The sequence below is a fragment of the Kitasatospora sp. NPDC043950 genome, assembly GCF_056435345.1.
This window is the reverse complement of sequence record NZ_JBWKER010000041.1, coordinates 13,124-27,536: the sequence shown is the minus strand read 5'-3', so window position 1 is coordinate 27,536 and position 14,413 is coordinate 13,124. Positions and strand designations below refer to the sequence as shown.

The following is a 14,413-nucleotide window of genomic DNA, read 5'->3' as shown; positions in this document are numbered from 1 at the left end:
GGCTATGGTCGGAAGCCGGAACAGGAAGTCAGGACAACCTCTACGAGTGGAGTCGACGATGGCGAAGGTCCCCAACGTGCTCTCGGCCGCCGCGCCCGCCGCGCTGACCGCGGCGAGCGGCCTGGTGGGCGGTTACGGCGTCGCCCGCTGGAGCGGCCGGCGCGAACTGGGCGGCGCCGTGCTGGCGGTGGCCGGTGCCGGGGCGGCCGCGCAGTGGCACCGCAGCTCGGGCGCGGCCACCGCGGCGGCGCTGACCGGTCTGTACGTGGCGGCGTTCGGCGGTTCGCATCCGCTGGCGAAGAAGATCGGCGCCTGGCCGTCGGTCTTCGCCGTCACCGGTGTGGTCGCGGCGGCCTCTACGGCCGCGACGGCGCTGGCCGCCCGCAAGCGGTAGCAGCACCCGGCGCGAGCCGCGCGCCGGCCCGCTCACCGGCCTCGGCAGCGACACCCGGCGGCGACACCCGGCGGCGGCCTCAGCGCACCGCCGCGCCGGGCTGCGCCGCCCCGCCGAACCGCGCCTCGAACGCGGCCCGGTTCGCCGAGACCGGTGAGCGGTCCCAGACCGCGAACACCACCTGTTCGAAGGCCGCCCCGTACCGGGAGAGCGCGCCCTCGAAGGCCTCGGCGACCTGGGCCGGGTCGTTGCGGAACACCCCGCAGCCCCAGGCCCCGAGCACCAGCGTGCGGACCTCGTGCCGGGCCGCCGCCGCGAGCACCCGGACGGCCCGCTCGGCGAGCACGCCCCGGACGTCCACGTCGGCCGAGCGCCGTTCCAGCTGGCCCGCGTTGGGCGCGGGCGAGGTCAGGAAGGTGACCGGGTACGGCCGCGCCAGCAGGTCCCCGCCCCGGCCGCGGATCACCGGTACGTCGGGCGAGACGATCACCCGGTGGCTGTACCGGAGGTCGGTGGAGGCGCGGTGCGCCTCGTAGTAGTCCGGCGCCTCCAGCAGGCAGGTGTAGAGCAGCGCGCTGCGGCACAGGTCCTCCTCCTGGGCGCGGGCGCCGCGCAGGTAGCCGCCGCCTGGGTTGCGCGCGGAGGCGAAGTTGAGCACCCCGACCGGGCCCGCCCCGCCCTCGACCAGGCGCCGGGCGGCCTCGATGCTGCCTTCGGCCGTCACCTCCACCGCCCCGACGGGCCCACCCGGCCCGGGCCCCGGGGCCCCGCCCCTCAGCAGCGCGTCCAGCGCCGGCGGCGCGTACGACACCGTGCCGGCCCTGGCAGCCGCCAACTGCTCCCCCACCGTGACGAGTTCGCCACCGGCCGCCCGGTAGCTCCCCCGCTCGGCGATCTCCTCGTTCACCCGGGCCACGTCGTGCAGTCTGCTGCTCATGTCCGGGACGCTACGGGACTTCCGCCGGGCCGCGCCACAGGTTATTCTCAGCTGCAGAACAACGCCTCGGGGGCGCGAGGGGTACCGGGGGAGGTACCGGGGGCATCGGGGGAACGCGACGGGCCCGCTCCAGTGCATGGAGCGGGCCCGTCGTGTGTGTTCAGGTGTTCAGCTACCGGTGGTCAACCACCGGCCGTACGGCGTCAGTTCTTCCAGCGCGGCTTGCGGTCGTCGCGGTTGAAGCCACCGGAACGGTCGCGGTCGAAGCCACCCGAGCGGGCGCCGCCACGGTCGTCACGGTCACGGCCGAAGCCACCACCGGAGGCCTGCGGACGGCCGCCGGAGCGGTGGTCGTCACGACGCGCGAACGGACGGTTGTTGCTGCCGGCGCGCTCGTCGCGGTCCCGGCCGAAGGACGGGCGGTCACCGAAGGTGCGGGCCGGGCGGTCGCCGAAGGAACGGCCGCCGCGGTCGTCGCGGTCACGGTTGAAGCCACCGGAACGGTCGCGGTCGAAGCCACCACCGGTGCGGGCCGGACGGTCACCGAAGGAACGGCCACCACGGTCGTCACGGTCACGGTTGAAACCGCCCGAGCGGGCGCCGCGGTCGTCGCGGTCACCGAAGGAACGGCCACCGCGGTCGTCACGGTCACGGTTGAAGCCACCGGAACGGGCGCCGCGGTCGTCACGGTCACCGAAGGAACGGCCACCACGGTCGTCACGGTCACGGTTGAAGCCACCGGAACGGCCACCACGGTCATCGCGGTCACGGTCACGGCCGAAGGCCGGACGCTCGGTGCGCGCCTCGCGGTACGACGGCGTGCGCTCCTCGGCCTGCGGCGCGGCGGCCGGAGCCGGCGCCTCGGTGGCCGGGGTCTCCGCAGCGGCCTCGTCGCCCGCCTCGGCGGCCGGGGCCTCGTCCTCGATGCCCAGCTCGGCCCGCTCGCGGGCGGCCCGCGCGGCCAGGCGGTCGGCCTCCTCGCGCAGCTCGGTGGTGCGGCGCTGCGCGCGCTCCAGCTGGCGGGTCATGTCGGCGAGCTCGCGCTCGGCGGCACCGGCGATGCCGGCCGCGCTCTCGGCCTGGACCTCGATCAGCGAACGGGCGCCGGTGATCTTGGCGACCTCGGCGTCGAAGGCGTGGTCGAGGATGTGGCGCGAGGCGTCGACGCCCGCGTCCTCCATCAGGCGGAAGACGCCGCGGCGCTGGTGCGGCAGCACCAGGGTGACGACGGCGCCGGAGCGCCCGGCCCGGGCGGTGCGGCCGGAGCGGTGCAGGTAGTCCTTGTGGTCGCCGGCCGGGTCCACGTTGAGGACCAGGTCGATGCCGTCGACGTGGATGCCGCGGGCGGCGACGTCGGTGGCGACGACGACGTTGACGTAGCCGTCCTTGAAGTCGCCGAGGACGCGGGTACGGGCGCCCTGGGTCATCCCGCCGTGCAGCGCGTCGGCCTTCACGCCGGCCTCGATGAGCTGCTCGGCGACGCGGTCGGCGCCCATCTGGGTGCGGACGAAGATGATCGTGCGGCCCTTGCGGGCGGCGATCGCGTTGGTGATCGGCGCCTTGTCCTTGGGCTTCACCACGAGGATGTGGTGGGTCATGGTGGTGACCGCGCCGGCCGACGGGTCGACCTCGTGGGTGACCGGGTTCTTCAGGTAGCGCTTGACCAGAGTGTCGATCTCGTTCTCCAGGGTGGCGGAGAACAGCAGGCGCTGGCCACCGGCCGGCACCTGGTCGAGGATCTCGGTGACCTCGGGCAGGAAGCCCATGTCGGCCATCTGGTCGGCCTCGTCGAGCACGACGGTCCGGACGTCGGCCAGCTTGGCGCTGCCGCGGTTCAGCAGGTCGCGCAGACGGCCGGGGGTGGCGACCAGGACGTCGACGCCGCGCTCCAGCGCGTAGATCTGGTTCGACATCGAGGTGCCGCCGCAGACGACCTTGAGCTTGAGGCCGAGCACCGAGCCGAACGGCTCCAGGGCGTCGGCCACCTGCATGGCCAGCTCGCGGGTCGGGACGAGGATCAGGCCGCGCGGGTGCTTGGGCTTGGTGCGCTCGCCGTCGGCGAGGCGGGTCAGCAGCGGCAGGCCGAAGCTGAGGGTCTTGCCGGAGCCGGTGCGGCCACGGCCCAGCACGTCCTTGCCGGCCAGGGCGTCCGGGATGGTCGCGGCCTGGATCGGGAACGGGGTGGTGACACCGCGCTTGGCGAGGGCGCGCACGACGTCGTCGTGCAGGCCCAGGTCGCCGAAGGTGATGGTGGGCTCGGCGGCCTCGACGGCCTCCTCGGCCTCGACGGCGTCGGCGTTCAGCTCGACGTCGGCGTCGGCGTCGGTGGGCTCGACGGCCTCGACGGCGTCGGTGAGGGTGTCGGCGGTGTCGGTGACATCGGCGGCGGCCTCGCTCGCGGGCATGGCGAAGCGGGCGTCGTCAACGAGAGACATGTAAAACCTTCCGGAAGTGGCACGCGCCAAAGTCCGGGGGTTCTGTTTCACAACCGCCTCTATGCGGTCAGCCACGGATCGCCGGAACGCGCCAAGGGCGCCAGATGGGAATAGGGCGCCAGTCAAATGAATCAAACGAACGATCTACCACCATAGACGAACCTCGGGATCAGAGGCAAATGCCCTGGCCAGCCCGCTAATGCCCACCCGCATGCGGGCTCGGGGCCGAGGAACCGGAGTTGCCGGCCGAGGGCTCCGTGGTCGGTGGGACGGTCGCGGCGGGTGAGCTGTGCTCGGGCTCGGGGGACGTCGAGGAGTGGCTGCTCGGCGTGGCCGACGGCGTGCCCGCCGTGCCGCCGGAGCGGCCCTCACCGGTGCCGCCCGCCCCGCCCGCGCCCCCGGTGCCCGCCGCACCACCGGTACCGGCCGACGCACCGCCGCCCGGCCGGGGCGCGGGGCTGGCACTCACGCCCCCCGCCGAACCGTTCGCGCCGGTGCCGGCCGGCGCGGCGTCCACGGCGGGCGCCCCCGGCACCGGGACCACGCCGGCGGCCGCGCCGTTCGCGCCGGGTGCCACCTCGCCCGCCGCCGCAGCCGTCACCCCGGCCGGCGCGTTCTCGCTCTGCAAGCCCCCCGAACGCTCCGGGCGCCCGGACGCACTCCCCGGATGCGCGCCGCTCGGCGAGGCCGACGGCCCGCTCGTCACCCCCGGCTTGCCCGCCGGACCGGCCTGCCCGACCGGCGCCACCCCGTGCTTCACCTCCGCCTCAGGACCGACCGACATGCACCCCGTCAACCCCAGCCCGGCCACCGCCAGCACCGAAGCCGTACGCACCACCGCCCGAACCGCCCGCACCGAAGCCACCGAGATCCCTCTCCACCGCCCCACCCGGGCCGCCCACTGCTCGCGCGGCCGCTTTTCGGTGCCCAACGCGCGCCCGCCCCGACGGGACACGGGCAGCGCGCCAGGAAGCGTCCGGGCCGCATCCGCCACAGCCCGCCGAACCGGCAGGCGAGCAGACCGGCAGACGGGCAGACCGGCAGACGCTCAGCCCCAGAACGCCGAGGCCAGCCCCGCCCCCGCGTACACCGCGGCCAGCCCCGCCACCACGCTGCCCGCCACGTTCGCCAGCGCGTACCGCCCCGCCCCGGTCTCGACCAGCCGCAGCGTCTCGTACGAGAAGGTCGAGTACGTGGTCAGCGCCCCGCACAGCCCCGTCCCCAGCAGCACCTGGACGTGCGGGGACGCGGCCCCCGCCGCCACCGCCCCGGTCACCAGGCCGAGCACCAGGCAGCCGACCACGTTCACCGCGAACGTCCCCCAGGGGAACACCGAGTCGTGCCGGGCCTGCACGGCCCGGTCGGTCAGGTACCGCAGCGGCGCGCCGACCACCGCGCCCGCCACCACCAGCAGCCAGTTCACCCCGAAGCCTCTTCCCGCCCCACGTACCTGACCACTTCGCAGCGGTCCAGCAGCACCAGACCCTCCGCCACCAGCCCGTCCAACTGCGGCAGGAACGCCCGCACCCGCTCCTCCTCGTCCACGATCACCACCGCCACCGGCAGGTCCTCGCTCAGCGACAGCAGCCGCGCCGTGTGCACCAGCGACGACGCCCCGAACCCCTCGATCCCGCGGAACACGCTCGCCCCGGCCAGCCCCGCCGCCCGCGCCCGGTGCACGATCTCGCTGTACAGCGGCCGGTGGTGCCAGCGGTCGTTCTCCCCCACCAACACGGTCAGCCGCAGCGCCGGCCCGCTCAACCTGCTCACCGCACGCCCCCGCGGGCGATCAGACGGCGCGTCAGCGCGGCCGCCGCCCACACCGCGCCGAGCGCACCCAGCAGCGTCAGCCCCAGGTACGCCAGCCCGAGCCCGAGCCGCCCCTCCTCCACCAGCCGCCGGATGTCCACCGCGTACGTCGAGAAGGTGGTGAAGCCGCCCAGCACCCCGGTGCCGAAGAACGGCCGCAGCAGCGGGTGCGCCGGACGCCCCTCGGTGATCACCACCAGGAAGACCCCGATCACCGCGCACCCGACCACGTTGATCAGCAGCGTCGTCCACGGGAACGCCGCCGGCCCGTTCGCCCAGGCCAGCCCGGCGCCGTACCGGGCCACCGCCCCGATCGCCCCGCCCACCGCGATCACCGCCACGGCCGGCCCCTGCCCGCGCCACACCGGCGGCCGTCTCCGGGCGGCCGTCCCGTCGCCCACCGGCCGGGTCCGCGCCGGGCCGTCCACCGTGCCGTCCGAGGTCGCCATAACCCCATCAAACACCGGCTTCCGCCGTCTGGCACAGCGTCACTCCAGACCCGACAATGAACCGGTGGAGATGACCCGGGAAGAGTTCGAGACGCTGGTCAGCGACGCCCTCGACCAGATTCCCCCGCAGCTCGCGGCCATGATGGACAACGTCGCCGTCTTCGTCGAGGACGAGCCCGACCCCGCCGACCCGGAACTCCTCGGCCTCTACGAGGGCACCCCGCTCACCGAACGCGGCGAGTGGTACGCGGGCGTCCTGCCCGACCGGATCCTCATCTACCGCGGCCCCACCCTCCGGCACTGCGAGACCCACGACCAGGTCGTCGCCGAAGTCCGCACCACGGTCATCCACGAGGTCGCCCACCACTTCGGCTTCGACGACCACGAACTCGACGAACTCGGCTGGTCCTGACCCCCGCCCCGGGCGGCCCTCGGACGGCCCCCACCCACCCGGCCGAAACCCGTTTTGGCGATCCGCCCTGCATCCCATATGCTTCTCGACGTCCCCGAACGCTGGAAACAGCGGGACAGGCCGCAAGCCCTCATCGTCTAGTGGCCCAGGACGCCGCCCTTTCAAGGCGGTAGCACGGGTTCGAATCCCGTTGGGGGCACGCAGTACCGTAGTAAAAAGCAGTGCCGCAAGACCTTAGTGGGAAACCACTACAAGGTCCCGTGGAGCAGTTGGTTAGCTCGCCACCCTGTCAAGGTGGAGGTCGCGGGTTCAAGTCCCGTCGGGATCGCTCGTCTCGCAAGAGACGGTGTAGTACGGCCAGGTAGCTCAGTTGGTACGAGCGTCCGCCTGAAAAGCGGAAGGTCGCCGGTTCGACCCCGGCCCTGGCCACAGATCGGAAGCCCCGCAGCGTGATCGCTGCGGGGCTTCCGCCGTCCCGGGGGTCGGACGCCGACTACGCTGGCTGCCGGATACCGGTGGATTCGGTTCGGGAGGCGTCGCACTCATGACCCCGGAACACTTCGAGCTCCTGGAAGAAGCCCGCAGGAGCCTGCCCGACGGCTTCAAGGTGGAGCTCTCCGGCGACACCATCACCATGATGGTGAGCCCCTCGGGGATCCACCAGCGCAACCTGCTGGTGGTGCGCCGGCAGTTCGACGCCCACACCCCGGCCGGGCTGCTGCCGAGCGAGAACACCGATCTGGTCTCGCCCAACGTCGGCAAGAGCCGCAATCCCGACCTGACGTACCTTCCGGACGACGCGCTGGCCACCACCGACAACCAGGTGCCCGCCGAGCTGGCCGCGATCGCGGTCGAGCTGGTCTCGCCCTCCAACCCCGAGAACGACTGGGTCGGGAAGGTGCGGGACTACCCGCTGATGGGGATCCCGCTGTACCTCCTGGTCGACGCGCGGGAGAAGACCGTCACCCTCTTCAGCAGGCCGGACGGCACCCGGTACCACCGGCGCGAGGACATCGCGTTCGGCGAGACGCTGCGCGTTCCGGAGCCCTTCGGGTTCGAGCTGGTCACCGGCGACCTGCTGCCCTACTGATCCCGGGCGGCTCCCCCTCGGGTCAGCGCGCCCGGCGGCCGGGTGAGCTGACCCGAGGGGGAGGTGGGCCGGTCGCGCGGGCGGCGCCGAGGCCGCACAGCGCCGGGCGGGTTCAGTAGGAGCGGAACCAGCTGGCGTCGGTGCCCAGCACGGAGCCGTCCGCCGCGTAGTACGTGAACGTGCGGGCCTGGGCGCCCGGCTTCTTGGCGATCGCGTACCAGTGCGTCGGGGAGTCGCCGAGGGCGACCGGCACCGACGCGCTGACGCCGCCGGTGTCCCAGGTGACCACGACCTTCGCGACCTGGGGCCGGACCCCGGCGATCACCACCGGTGAGGCGCCCAGCTCCCCGCCCTTGAGCCCGAGCATCGTCCCCCCTCCGGAGGTGGCCCGGTCGATGATCGCCCCGTCCGGCGTCCCCGGGGCGGGGGTGTCGTGCATCGCGTCGTCGACCTGGCGCTGCCCGTCCACGGTGGCGTAGAGGTTCACCAGGTCCACGTCCGGGTGCCAGCTCCGGTCGATGTCCGCCCGGGTGGTCTCCGGCAGTTGCGGGATGGCCGCGTGCCGGTCCGCCCAGATCAGCCGGGCCTGGCGGAGGGCGTCCTCCTTGGTGGCGGCCGCCGGCCAGAACGCGGCCCACGCCTGCCACTGCCTGCCGTTCGTGGTGCCCTGGCCGACCACGACCCGGACCGGGGTGAACGGATCCCGCGCGGGAGCGGTCGGTGTCGTGGCGGTGCCCGCGGTGCCTGCGGTGCCTGCGGCGGCCTCGGCGGTGGTGACGGTCCGGGCGTCCGCCACCACCGCCCCCGCGTCGGCCGCGTCTCCCGGCCCCCGCCCGAGCCCGAGCCCGCCGAGTGCCGTCCCCCCGACGACGGCCGCCGCGACCAGCGCCGCCACCGCCCCGCTGGTCAGCAGCCGCCGGCGCCGCAGCCGGCGCCGCCCCCCGGCAACCAGCCGGTCGTACGGGACGGCCCCGATCTCGACGCTTCCGGCCAGCTCGCCCAGGACCCGCGCCGCCGAGGCCTCGGACCCCGCCCCGGCCCTGTCCTCGCCGTCCACGTTCCCCATGGCCCCCACGTTGCCCTCGTTGCTCATCTTCCGCCTCCGATGCTCGCCAGCCCGTTGAGTGAGGAGGCCTCCCGCAGCTTGGCCAGGCCCCTGGCCGCCTGGCTCTTCACCGTCCCGACCGAGCAGCCCATCGCCGCGGCGGTCTGGGTCTCGGTGAGGTCCTCCCAGTACCGCAGCACGACGGCCTGCCGCTGCCGGGGCGGCAGCGTGCCGAGGGCCGTGAGCAGCGCCGCCCGTTCGTCCAGCCGCGCGTAGCCGTCGGGGCCCTCGGGTGCGGCCCGGTCGGGGACGGCGGTGACCAGTTCCTCGGCCGCTCGGCGGCGGAACCGGCGGGCGTGCTCGTTGATCAGGATCCGGCGCACGTAGGCGTGCGGGTCGTCGGCCGCCCGGACCCGGCTCCAGGCGACGTACGCCCGCTCCAGGGCCTGCTGGACCAGGTCCTCGGCGGTGTGCCGGTCCCCCGCGAGCAGGTACGCCGTCCTGAGCAGCCGCGTCCACGCGCTGCCGGTGAACGCGCGGAACTCCTCGTCCCTCGCGGTCTTCTGGGCTCCCATGAGCACCTCCTCAACCCCCAGAGCCCGAAACCGCCGCGAACCGTTGCCTGGCCCGGCCCGAAGCCGCCCGGCCCGACGTCACCGGCACCCGGACCCGCCGTTCGCGCTCGGCCGCCGGGGGCTGTGACACTGGAGAGGCTCGAAAACCGAGGTGCGCGCCGCCGTGCCTCCTTGCGAACCTAGAGGGATGCCCGCAGTGAGTTCTCCCGCAGTCCAGTCCGCCCCCGCACCCGCCGAGGGTTCCGGTATCGGTGAGCTGGCCGCCCGCCTGCCCGAGCTGACCCTGCGCGACCAGGTGCGGATCGGGCGCCGACTGGAGGGGGCCCGTCGGGTCCGCAAGCCCGAGGCCCGGCAGAAGGTCGCCGCCCAGATCGCCGCCGACATCGACCGCGCCGAGCTGCTGGTCGAGCAGCGCCGCGGTGCCGTCCCGCCGATCAGCTATCCCGCCGAGCTGCCGGTCAGCCAGAAGAAGGACGAGATCCTGGCGGCCATCCGGGACCACCAGGTGGTGATCGTCGCGGGTGAGACCGGCTCCGGCAAGACCACCCAGATCCCGAAGATCTGTCTGGAGCTGGGCCGCGGCGTGCGCGGTCTGGTCGGCCACACCCAGCCGCGCCGGATCGCCGCCCGTACGGTCGCCGAGCGGGTCGCGGAGGAGCTGCGCAGCCCGCTGGGCGAGGCGGTCGGCTGGAAGGTCCGGTTCACCGACCAGGTCGGCCAGGACACCCTGGTCAAGCTGATGACGGACGGCATCCTGCTCGCGGAGATCCAGACCGACCGCGAACTGCTCCAGTACGACACCCTGATCATCGACGAGGCGCACGAACGCAGCCTCAACATCGACTTCATCCTCGGCTACGTCAAGCAGTTGCTCCCGCGCCGCCCGGACCTCAAGGTCGTGATCACCTCCGCGACCATCGACCCGCAGCGCTTCGCCCGGCACTTCGACGACGCCCCGATCATCGAGGTCTCCGGCCGCACCTACCCGGTGGAGGTCCGCTACCGCCCGCTCGTCGACGACCTGGACGAGGACGACGACGCGACGGACGCCGACCGCGACCGGGACCAGATCCAGGCGATCTGCGAAGCGGCCCAGGAGCTCCAGGCCGAGGGCCCGGGCGACATCCTGGTCTTCCTCTCCGGCGAGCGCGAGATCCGCGACACCGCCGATGCCCTGGACAAGCTGAAACTCAAGTCCACCGAGGTCCTGCCGCTGTACGCCCGGCTGAGCTCGGCCGAGCAGCACCGGGTGTTCCAGCGCTCCGGCAGCCGCCGGATCGTCCTCGCCACCAACGTCGCCGAGACCAGCCTCACCGTCCCCGGCATCAAGTACGTGATCGACCCGGGCACCGCCCGGATCTCCCGCTACAGCCACCGCACCAAGGTGCAGCGGCTGCCGATCGAGGCGATCAGCCAGGCCAGCGCCAACCAGCGCAAGGGCCGCTGCGGCCGCACCTCCGACGGCATCTGCATCCGGCTGTACTCGGAGGAGGACTTCCTCTCCCGCCCCGAGTTCACCGACGCCGAGATCCTGCGCACCAACCTGGCCTCGGTGATCCTGCAGATGACGGCGGCGGGCCTCGGCGACATCGCCGCCTTCCCGTTCCTGGACCCGCCGGACTCCCGCAACATCAAGGACGGCGTGCACCTGCTGCACGAGCTGGGCGCGCTGGACCCGGACGAGAAGGACCCGCGCAAGCGCCTCACCGCGCTCGGCCGCCAGCTGGCCCAGCTCCCGGTGGACCCGCGGATGGCCCGGATGGTGCTGGAGGCCGACAAGAACGGCTGCGTGCGCGACGTGATGGTGATCGCCGCCGCGCTGTCCATCCAGGACCCGCGCGAGCGCCCCGCCGAGAAGCGCCAGGCCGCCGACGAGCGGCACCGCCGGTTCAACTCGGAGACCTCCGACTTCCTGTCCTACCTGGCGATGTGGCGCTACGTCCGGGAGCAGCAGCGCGAGCTGTCCTCCTCGGCCTTCCGCCGGATGTGCAAGGCGGAGTTCCTCAACTACCTGCGGATACGGGAGTGGCAGGACATCTACACCCAGCTGCGCACGGTCGCCAAGCAGTTGGGCGTCACCATCGAGGAGCCGCACGAGGACGCCGAGCCGGACGCCGACCGGATCCACCAGTCGCTGCTGGCCGGCCTGCTCTCCCACATCGGCCTGTTCGACGTGGAGAAGCGCGAGTACGGCGGCGCGCGCGGCGCCCGGTTCGCGGTGTTCCCGGGCTCGGGCCTGTTCAAGAAGCCGCCGCGCTGGGTGATGTCGGCCGAGCTGGTGGAGACGTCCCGGCTGTGGGCGCGGATCAACGCCAAGATCGAGCCGGAGTGGGTGGAGCCGCTGGCCGGCCACCTGATCAAGCGGACGTACAGCGAGCCGCACTGGGAGAAGAAGGCCGGAGCCGTCCTGGCGTACGAGCGGGTGACGCTCTACGGGATGCCGGTCGTCGCCCAGCGCAAGGTCAACTACGGCCGGATCGACCCGGAGCTGTGCCGCGAGCTGTTCATCCGCAACGCGCTGGTCGAGGGCGACTGGGAGACCCACCACCGGTTCTTCGCCGAGAACCGCAAGCTGCTCGGCGAGGTCGAGGAGCTGGAGAACCGGGCCCGGCGCCGGGACATCATGGTCGACGACCAGACCCTGTTCGAGTTCTACGACGCCCGGCTGCCGGAGGACGTGGTCTCCACCCGGCACTTCGACTCCTGGTGGAAGAAGGCCCGGCACGAGCAGCCGGACCTGCTCAACTTCGAGAAGTCGATGCTGATCAACGACTCCGCGGACGGCGTCACGGAGGCCGACTACCCGGACCACTGGCAGCAGGGCAAGCTGCGCTTCCAGCTGACCTACCAGTTCGAACCGGGCAGCGACGCGGACGGCGTGACCGTCCACATCCCGCTGCCGGTGCTCAACCAGGTCACCGCGGAGGGCTTCGACTGGCAGATCCCGGGCCTGCGGACGGAGCTGGTCACCGCGTACATCAAGTCGCTGCCGAAGGCGATCCGGCGCAACTTCGTGCCGGCGCCGGACTTCGCGAAGGCGGCGCTGCGCGCGGTGGAGGACCGCCAGGAGCCGCTGCTGCCGTCCCTGGAGCACGCCCTCAAGCGCCTGACGGCCATCACCGTGCCGCCGGAGGCCTGGGACGACGAGCGGGTGCCGGACCACCTCAAGGTGACCTTCCGGGTGGTGGACGGCCGCCGCAAGCTCGCCGAGTCCAAGGACCTGGAGGAGCTGCGGCTGCGACTCAAGCCGAAGCTCAAGGAGACGCTGTCCTCGGCGGCCTCCGGCCAGGGCATCGAGCAGGGCGGGCTGACCGCCTGGCCGGGCGGCCTGCCCGTGCTCCAGCGCACCTTCGAGCAGCGCTCGCGCGGCCACTCGCTGCGCGCCTACCCGGCCCTGGTGGACGAGGGGGCGTCGGTCGGCGTGAAGCTGTTCGACACCCCGCAGGCGCAGACGCGGTCGATGTGGGAGGGCACCCGCCGGCTGCTGATGCTGACCACCACCTCCCCGGCCAAGTCGATCCAGGGCCGGCTGGGCAACCAGGCGAAGCTGGCGCTCTCGCACAACCCGCACGGCTCGGTGAACGCCCTCTTCGAGGACGTGGTGGCCTGTGCGACGGACCGGCTGATGACCCTGGCCGGCGGACCGGCCTGGGACGAGGCGGCCTTCGGCACGCTGCACGACAAGGTGCGGGCGGACCTGTACGACCTGTCCGCGGACACCACGCTGAAGACGGCCACCGCACTGATCGCCTTCCACAAGGCCTCGACCCGGCTGAAGTCGGTGAGCAGCCCGGTGCTGCTGAACGCGGTGAACGACATCCGGCTGCACCTGGCCTCCCTGGTGCACCCGGGCTTCGTCACGGACACCGGCTGGCAGCGGCTGCCGGACCTCAAGCGCTACCTGCTGGCGGTGGACCGCCGGCTGGAGGCGCTGCCCAACCACCCGCAGCGGGACGCCCAGCAGTTGCTGAAGGTCCAGCAGGTGCAGCGGGAGTACGGGGAGCTGCTGGCGGCGGTGCCGGCCGGTCGGCAGCCGTCCGCGGAGGTGCTGGCGATCCGCTGGATGATCGAGGAGTTGCGGGTCAGCTTCTTCGCCCAGTCGCTGGGCACGCCGAGCCCGGTGTCGGAGAAGCGGATCACCAAGGCGATGGAGGCCGCCAGGGCCACGCTCTGAGCTGGGCGGCGGCCTCCTCGGGGGCCCTCAGGTGCCAGTTCGACCTGGGGGCCCACCATGGGCTACGATCTGTCTTGTTCGCAGCGCGGCAAGCGAGTGAACGAGATCAGAAAACTCTGGTCCCGTGGAGCAGTTGGTTAGCTCGCCACCCTGTCAAGGTGGAGGTCGCGGGTTCAAGTCCCGTCGGGATCGCCGCAGTGCGAGAGGCCCGGAACCGTCAGGTTCCGGGCCTCTCGCTTTTGGCGTCCGGTGTTTATCCCGGACCAGGTCCAGACCACAAGTGACAGACGGTGTGACGGTCGTCACTTATCTTTTCCCGAGAACACCCCCGCACCACCCCCACCAAGACCTCACTAATTTAATATGTAAAATTGTACAGCCATTAACTGTAAATCCCCCCCGCATCATGCGCATCGAATCGTTATCCGGAGTTCAGCATTCCGTACGTTGTGCCGAGTACCCGGACACCGCGAGCGGGCATGGCAAAGGGGCCGCTTACCGGACCCGGCGGAGTCCGGTAAGCGGCCCCTTTAAAGAGCCTTCGGCCTATCAGGCCTCAGTGCGCTGAGCGGGAATCCCGGCCAGCAGAGCGCGCACCTCCGCCTCGCGGTAACGGCGGTGACCGCCGAGCGTGCGAATGGACGTCAGCTTGCCCGCCTTGGCCCAACGAGTGACCGTCTTCGGGTCCACGCGGAACATGGTGGCGACCTCTGCCGGCGTCAGCAGGGGCTCAGCATCAGGGGTACGAGCGGTCATGAGCGGCCTCCTCGGGAGAACCGAACCAGGGCGGTTCTATCCTTCAAATTCTGCACCTTGGCCCGCGATGCCCGAAATGGCATAGACGGGCCGAGTCGGTTATAGGACGAACGGCTTGTCCTGGTGTCTACAACTACACCATCCGTCCAGCCCTATCGACCAAACCGCCAAAATTGACCCCTCACGGGTTCAAGAGCGACGGATGGCGATGGACCACCCCATAACGGGCAGTCACGCGGCCGTGACGCCTGGTTACGAGGGGACCAGACCCCCTGTTTCCCCGCAAAGCACGCATCGACTCCAGAACCACCCAAAAGTGGGCATGCCCGCGTGAAGT

At 72.2% G+C, this 14,413-nt stretch carries 13 protein-coding genes and 4 tRNA genes; 8 read left to right on the top strand and 9 right to left on the bottom strand.

Features of this window, described 5'->3' with window-relative positions; genetic code table 11:
• The first annotated feature begins 58 nt into the window (after nucleotides 1–58).
• Entirely contained in the window at nucleotides 59–394 is a 336-nt protein-coding gene (locus AC07BF_RS25810; protein WP_063348325.1) for a hypothetical protein, read from the top strand.
• A 79-nt stretch (nucleotides 395–473) separates the two neighbouring features.
• On the opposite strand, the gene AC07BF_RS25805 is transcribed toward AC07BF_RS25810, so the two are convergent.
• The 6 genes from AC07BF_RS25805 to crcB (AC07BF_RS25780) all read right to left on the bottom strand — a co-directional run bounded on the left by AC07BF_RS25805 (nucleotide 474) and on the right by crcB (AC07BF_RS25780) (nucleotide 6,024).
• Complete coding sequence (locus AC07BF_RS25805) at nucleotides 474–1,331, bottom strand: TIGR02452 family protein (RefSeq protein WP_363581391.1); 858 nt, start codon at nucleotides 1,329–1,331, stop codon at nucleotides 474–476.
• A gap of 203 nt (nucleotides 1,332–1,534) precedes the next feature.
• Entirely contained in the window at nucleotides 1,535–3,766 is a 2,232-nt protein-coding gene (locus tag AC07BF_RS25800) for a DEAD/DEAH box helicase (protein ID WP_478333969.1), read from the bottom strand.
• A 196-nt stretch (nucleotides 3,767–3,962) separates the two neighbouring features.
• The gene (locus tag AC07BF_RS25795; RefSeq protein ID WP_363581395.1) at nucleotides 3,963–4,394 is read right to left on the bottom strand and encodes a hypothetical protein; all 432 of its coding nucleotides are present in this window, start codon (nucleotides 4,392–4,394) and stop codon (nucleotides 3,963–3,965) included.
• 420 nt (nucleotides 4,395–4,814) lie between these two features.
• Complete coding sequence (crcB, locus tag AC07BF_RS25790; protein ID WP_363581397.1) at nucleotides 4,815–5,189, bottom strand: fluoride efflux transporter CrcB; 375 nt, start codon at nucleotides 5,187–5,189, stop codon at nucleotides 4,815–4,817.
• Nucleotides 5,186–5,536: a DUF190 domain-containing protein gene (locus AC07BF_RS25785; protein WP_363581399.1), complete on the bottom strand. Its 351-nt coding sequence runs from the start codon at nucleotides 5,534–5,536 to the stop codon at nucleotides 5,186–5,188. Before AC07BF_RS25785 ends, crcB (AC07BF_RS25790) begins: the two co-directional genes overlap by 4 nt.
• Nucleotides 5,533–6,024, bottom strand: a complete 492-nt coding sequence (gene crcB, locus AC07BF_RS25780) for a fluoride efflux transporter CrcB (RefSeq protein ID WP_363581401.1) — start codon at nucleotides 6,022–6,024, stop codon at nucleotides 5,533–5,535. Before crcB (AC07BF_RS25780) ends, AC07BF_RS25785 begins: the two co-directional genes overlap by 4 nt.
• 70 nt (nucleotides 6,025–6,094) lie before the next feature.
• Between crcB (AC07BF_RS25780) and AC07BF_RS25775 the strand changes: the two genes are divergently transcribed.
• From AC07BF_RS25775 to AC07BF_RS25755, 5 genes are all read left to right on the top strand, one after another.
• Entirely contained in the window at nucleotides 6,095–6,436 is a 342-nt protein-coding gene (locus AC07BF_RS25775) for a metallopeptidase family protein (protein WP_350880588.1), read from the top strand.
• A 126-nt stretch (nucleotides 6,437–6,562) separates the two neighbouring features.
• Nucleotides 6,563–6,635, top strand: a tRNA-Glu gene (locus AC07BF_RS25770).
• Nucleotides 6,636–6,690: 55 nt separating this feature from the next.
• Nucleotides 6,691–6,764 (top strand) — tRNA-Asp (locus tag AC07BF_RS25765).
• A 27-nt stretch (nucleotides 6,765–6,791) separates the two neighbouring features.
• Nucleotides 6,792–6,865 (top strand) — tRNA-Phe (locus AC07BF_RS25760).
• Nucleotides 6,866–6,980: 115 nt separating this feature from the next.
• Nucleotides 6,981–7,526 carry a Uma2 family endonuclease gene (locus tag AC07BF_RS25755; protein ID WP_363581403.1) on the top strand — a complete coding sequence of 182 codons (546 nt, stop codon included), beginning with the start codon at nucleotides 6,981–6,983 and terminating at the stop codon, nucleotides 7,524–7,526.
• Nucleotides 7,527–7,638: 112 nt separating this feature from the next.
• Here the strand turns inward: AC07BF_RS25755 and AC07BF_RS25750 are convergent, their stop codons facing one another.
• Both AC07BF_RS25750 and AC07BF_RS25745 read right to left on the bottom strand, forming a co-directional pair.
• On the bottom strand, nucleotides 7,639–8,619 hold the full coding sequence (locus AC07BF_RS25750) for a hypothetical protein (protein WP_363581405.1): 981 nt from the start codon (nucleotides 8,617–8,619) through the stop codon (nucleotides 7,639–7,641).
• Nucleotides 8,616–9,146 carry a SigE family RNA polymerase sigma factor gene (locus AC07BF_RS25745; RefSeq protein WP_363376868.1) on the bottom strand — a complete coding sequence of 177 codons (531 nt, stop codon included), beginning with the start codon at nucleotides 9,144–9,146 and terminating at the stop codon, nucleotides 8,616–8,618. The genes AC07BF_RS25750 and AC07BF_RS25745 overlap by 4 nt, the downstream gene beginning before the upstream one ends.
• Nucleotides 9,147–9,333: 187 nt before the next feature.
• Here AC07BF_RS25745 and hrpA point away from each other — a divergent pair, with 187 nt between their 5' ends.
• The gene (hrpA, locus tag AC07BF_RS25740; RefSeq protein ID WP_363581407.1) at nucleotides 9,334–13,320 is read left to right on the top strand and encodes an ATP-dependent RNA helicase HrpA; all 3,987 of its coding nucleotides are present in this window, start codon (nucleotides 9,334–9,336) and stop codon (nucleotides 13,318–13,320) included.
• A 118-nt stretch (nucleotides 13,321–13,438) separates the two neighbouring features.
• Nucleotides 13,439–13,512 (top strand) — tRNA-Asp (locus AC07BF_RS25735).
• A 357-nt stretch (nucleotides 13,513–13,869) separates the two neighbouring features.
• Here AC07BF_RS25735 and bldC read toward each other — a convergent pair.
• Complete coding sequence (gene bldC / locus AC07BF_RS25730) at nucleotides 13,870–14,076, bottom strand: developmental transcriptional regulator BldC (RefSeq protein ID WP_014137253.1); 207 nt, start codon at nucleotides 14,074–14,076, stop codon at nucleotides 13,870–13,872.
• Between the last annotated feature and the right edge of the window lie 337 nt (nucleotides 14,077–14,413).

What these genes read in the sequence shown, in the direction of transcription:
- AC07BF_RS25810 (WP_063348325.1), top strand. Translation starts at nt 59, where the DNA reads ATGGCGAAGGTCCCCAACGTGCTCTCGGCCGCCGCGCCCGCCGCGCTG.
- AC07BF_RS25805 (WP_363581391.1), bottom strand. Translation starts at nt 1,331, where the DNA reads ATGAGCAGCAGACTGCACGACGTGGCCCGGGTGAACGAGGAGATCGCC.
- AC07BF_RS25800 (WP_478333969.1), bottom strand. Translation starts at nt 3,766, where the DNA reads ATGTCTCTCGTTGACGACGCCCGCTTCGCCATGCCCGCGAGCGAGGCC.
- crcB (WP_363581401.1), bottom strand. Translation starts at nt 6,024, where the DNA reads ATGGCGACCTCGGACGGCACGGTGGACGGCCCGGCGCGGACCCGGCCG.
- AC07BF_RS25775 (WP_350880588.1), top strand. Translation starts at nt 6,095, where the DNA reads ATGACCCGGGAAGAGTTCGAGACGCTGGTCAGCGACGCCCTCGACCAG.
- AC07BF_RS25755 (WP_363581403.1), top strand. Translation starts at nt 6,981, where the DNA reads ATGACCCCGGAACACTTCGAGCTCCTGGAAGAAGCCCGCAGGAGCCTG.
- AC07BF_RS25750 (WP_363581405.1), bottom strand. Translation starts at nt 8,619, where the DNA reads ATGAGCAACGAGGGCAACGTGGGGGCCATGGGGAACGTGGACGGCGAG.
- AC07BF_RS25745 (WP_363376868.1), bottom strand. Translation starts at nt 9,146, where the DNA reads ATGGGAGCCCAGAAGACCGCGAGGGACGAGGAGTTCCGCGCGTTCACC.
- hrpA (WP_363581407.1), top strand. Translation starts at nt 9,334, where the DNA reads ATGCCCGCAGTGAGTTCTCCCGCAGTCCAGTCCGCCCCCGCACCCGCC.
- bldC (WP_014137253.1), bottom strand. Translation starts at nt 14,076, where the DNA reads ATGACCGCTCGTACCCCTGATGCTGAGCCCCTGCTGACGCCGGCAGAG.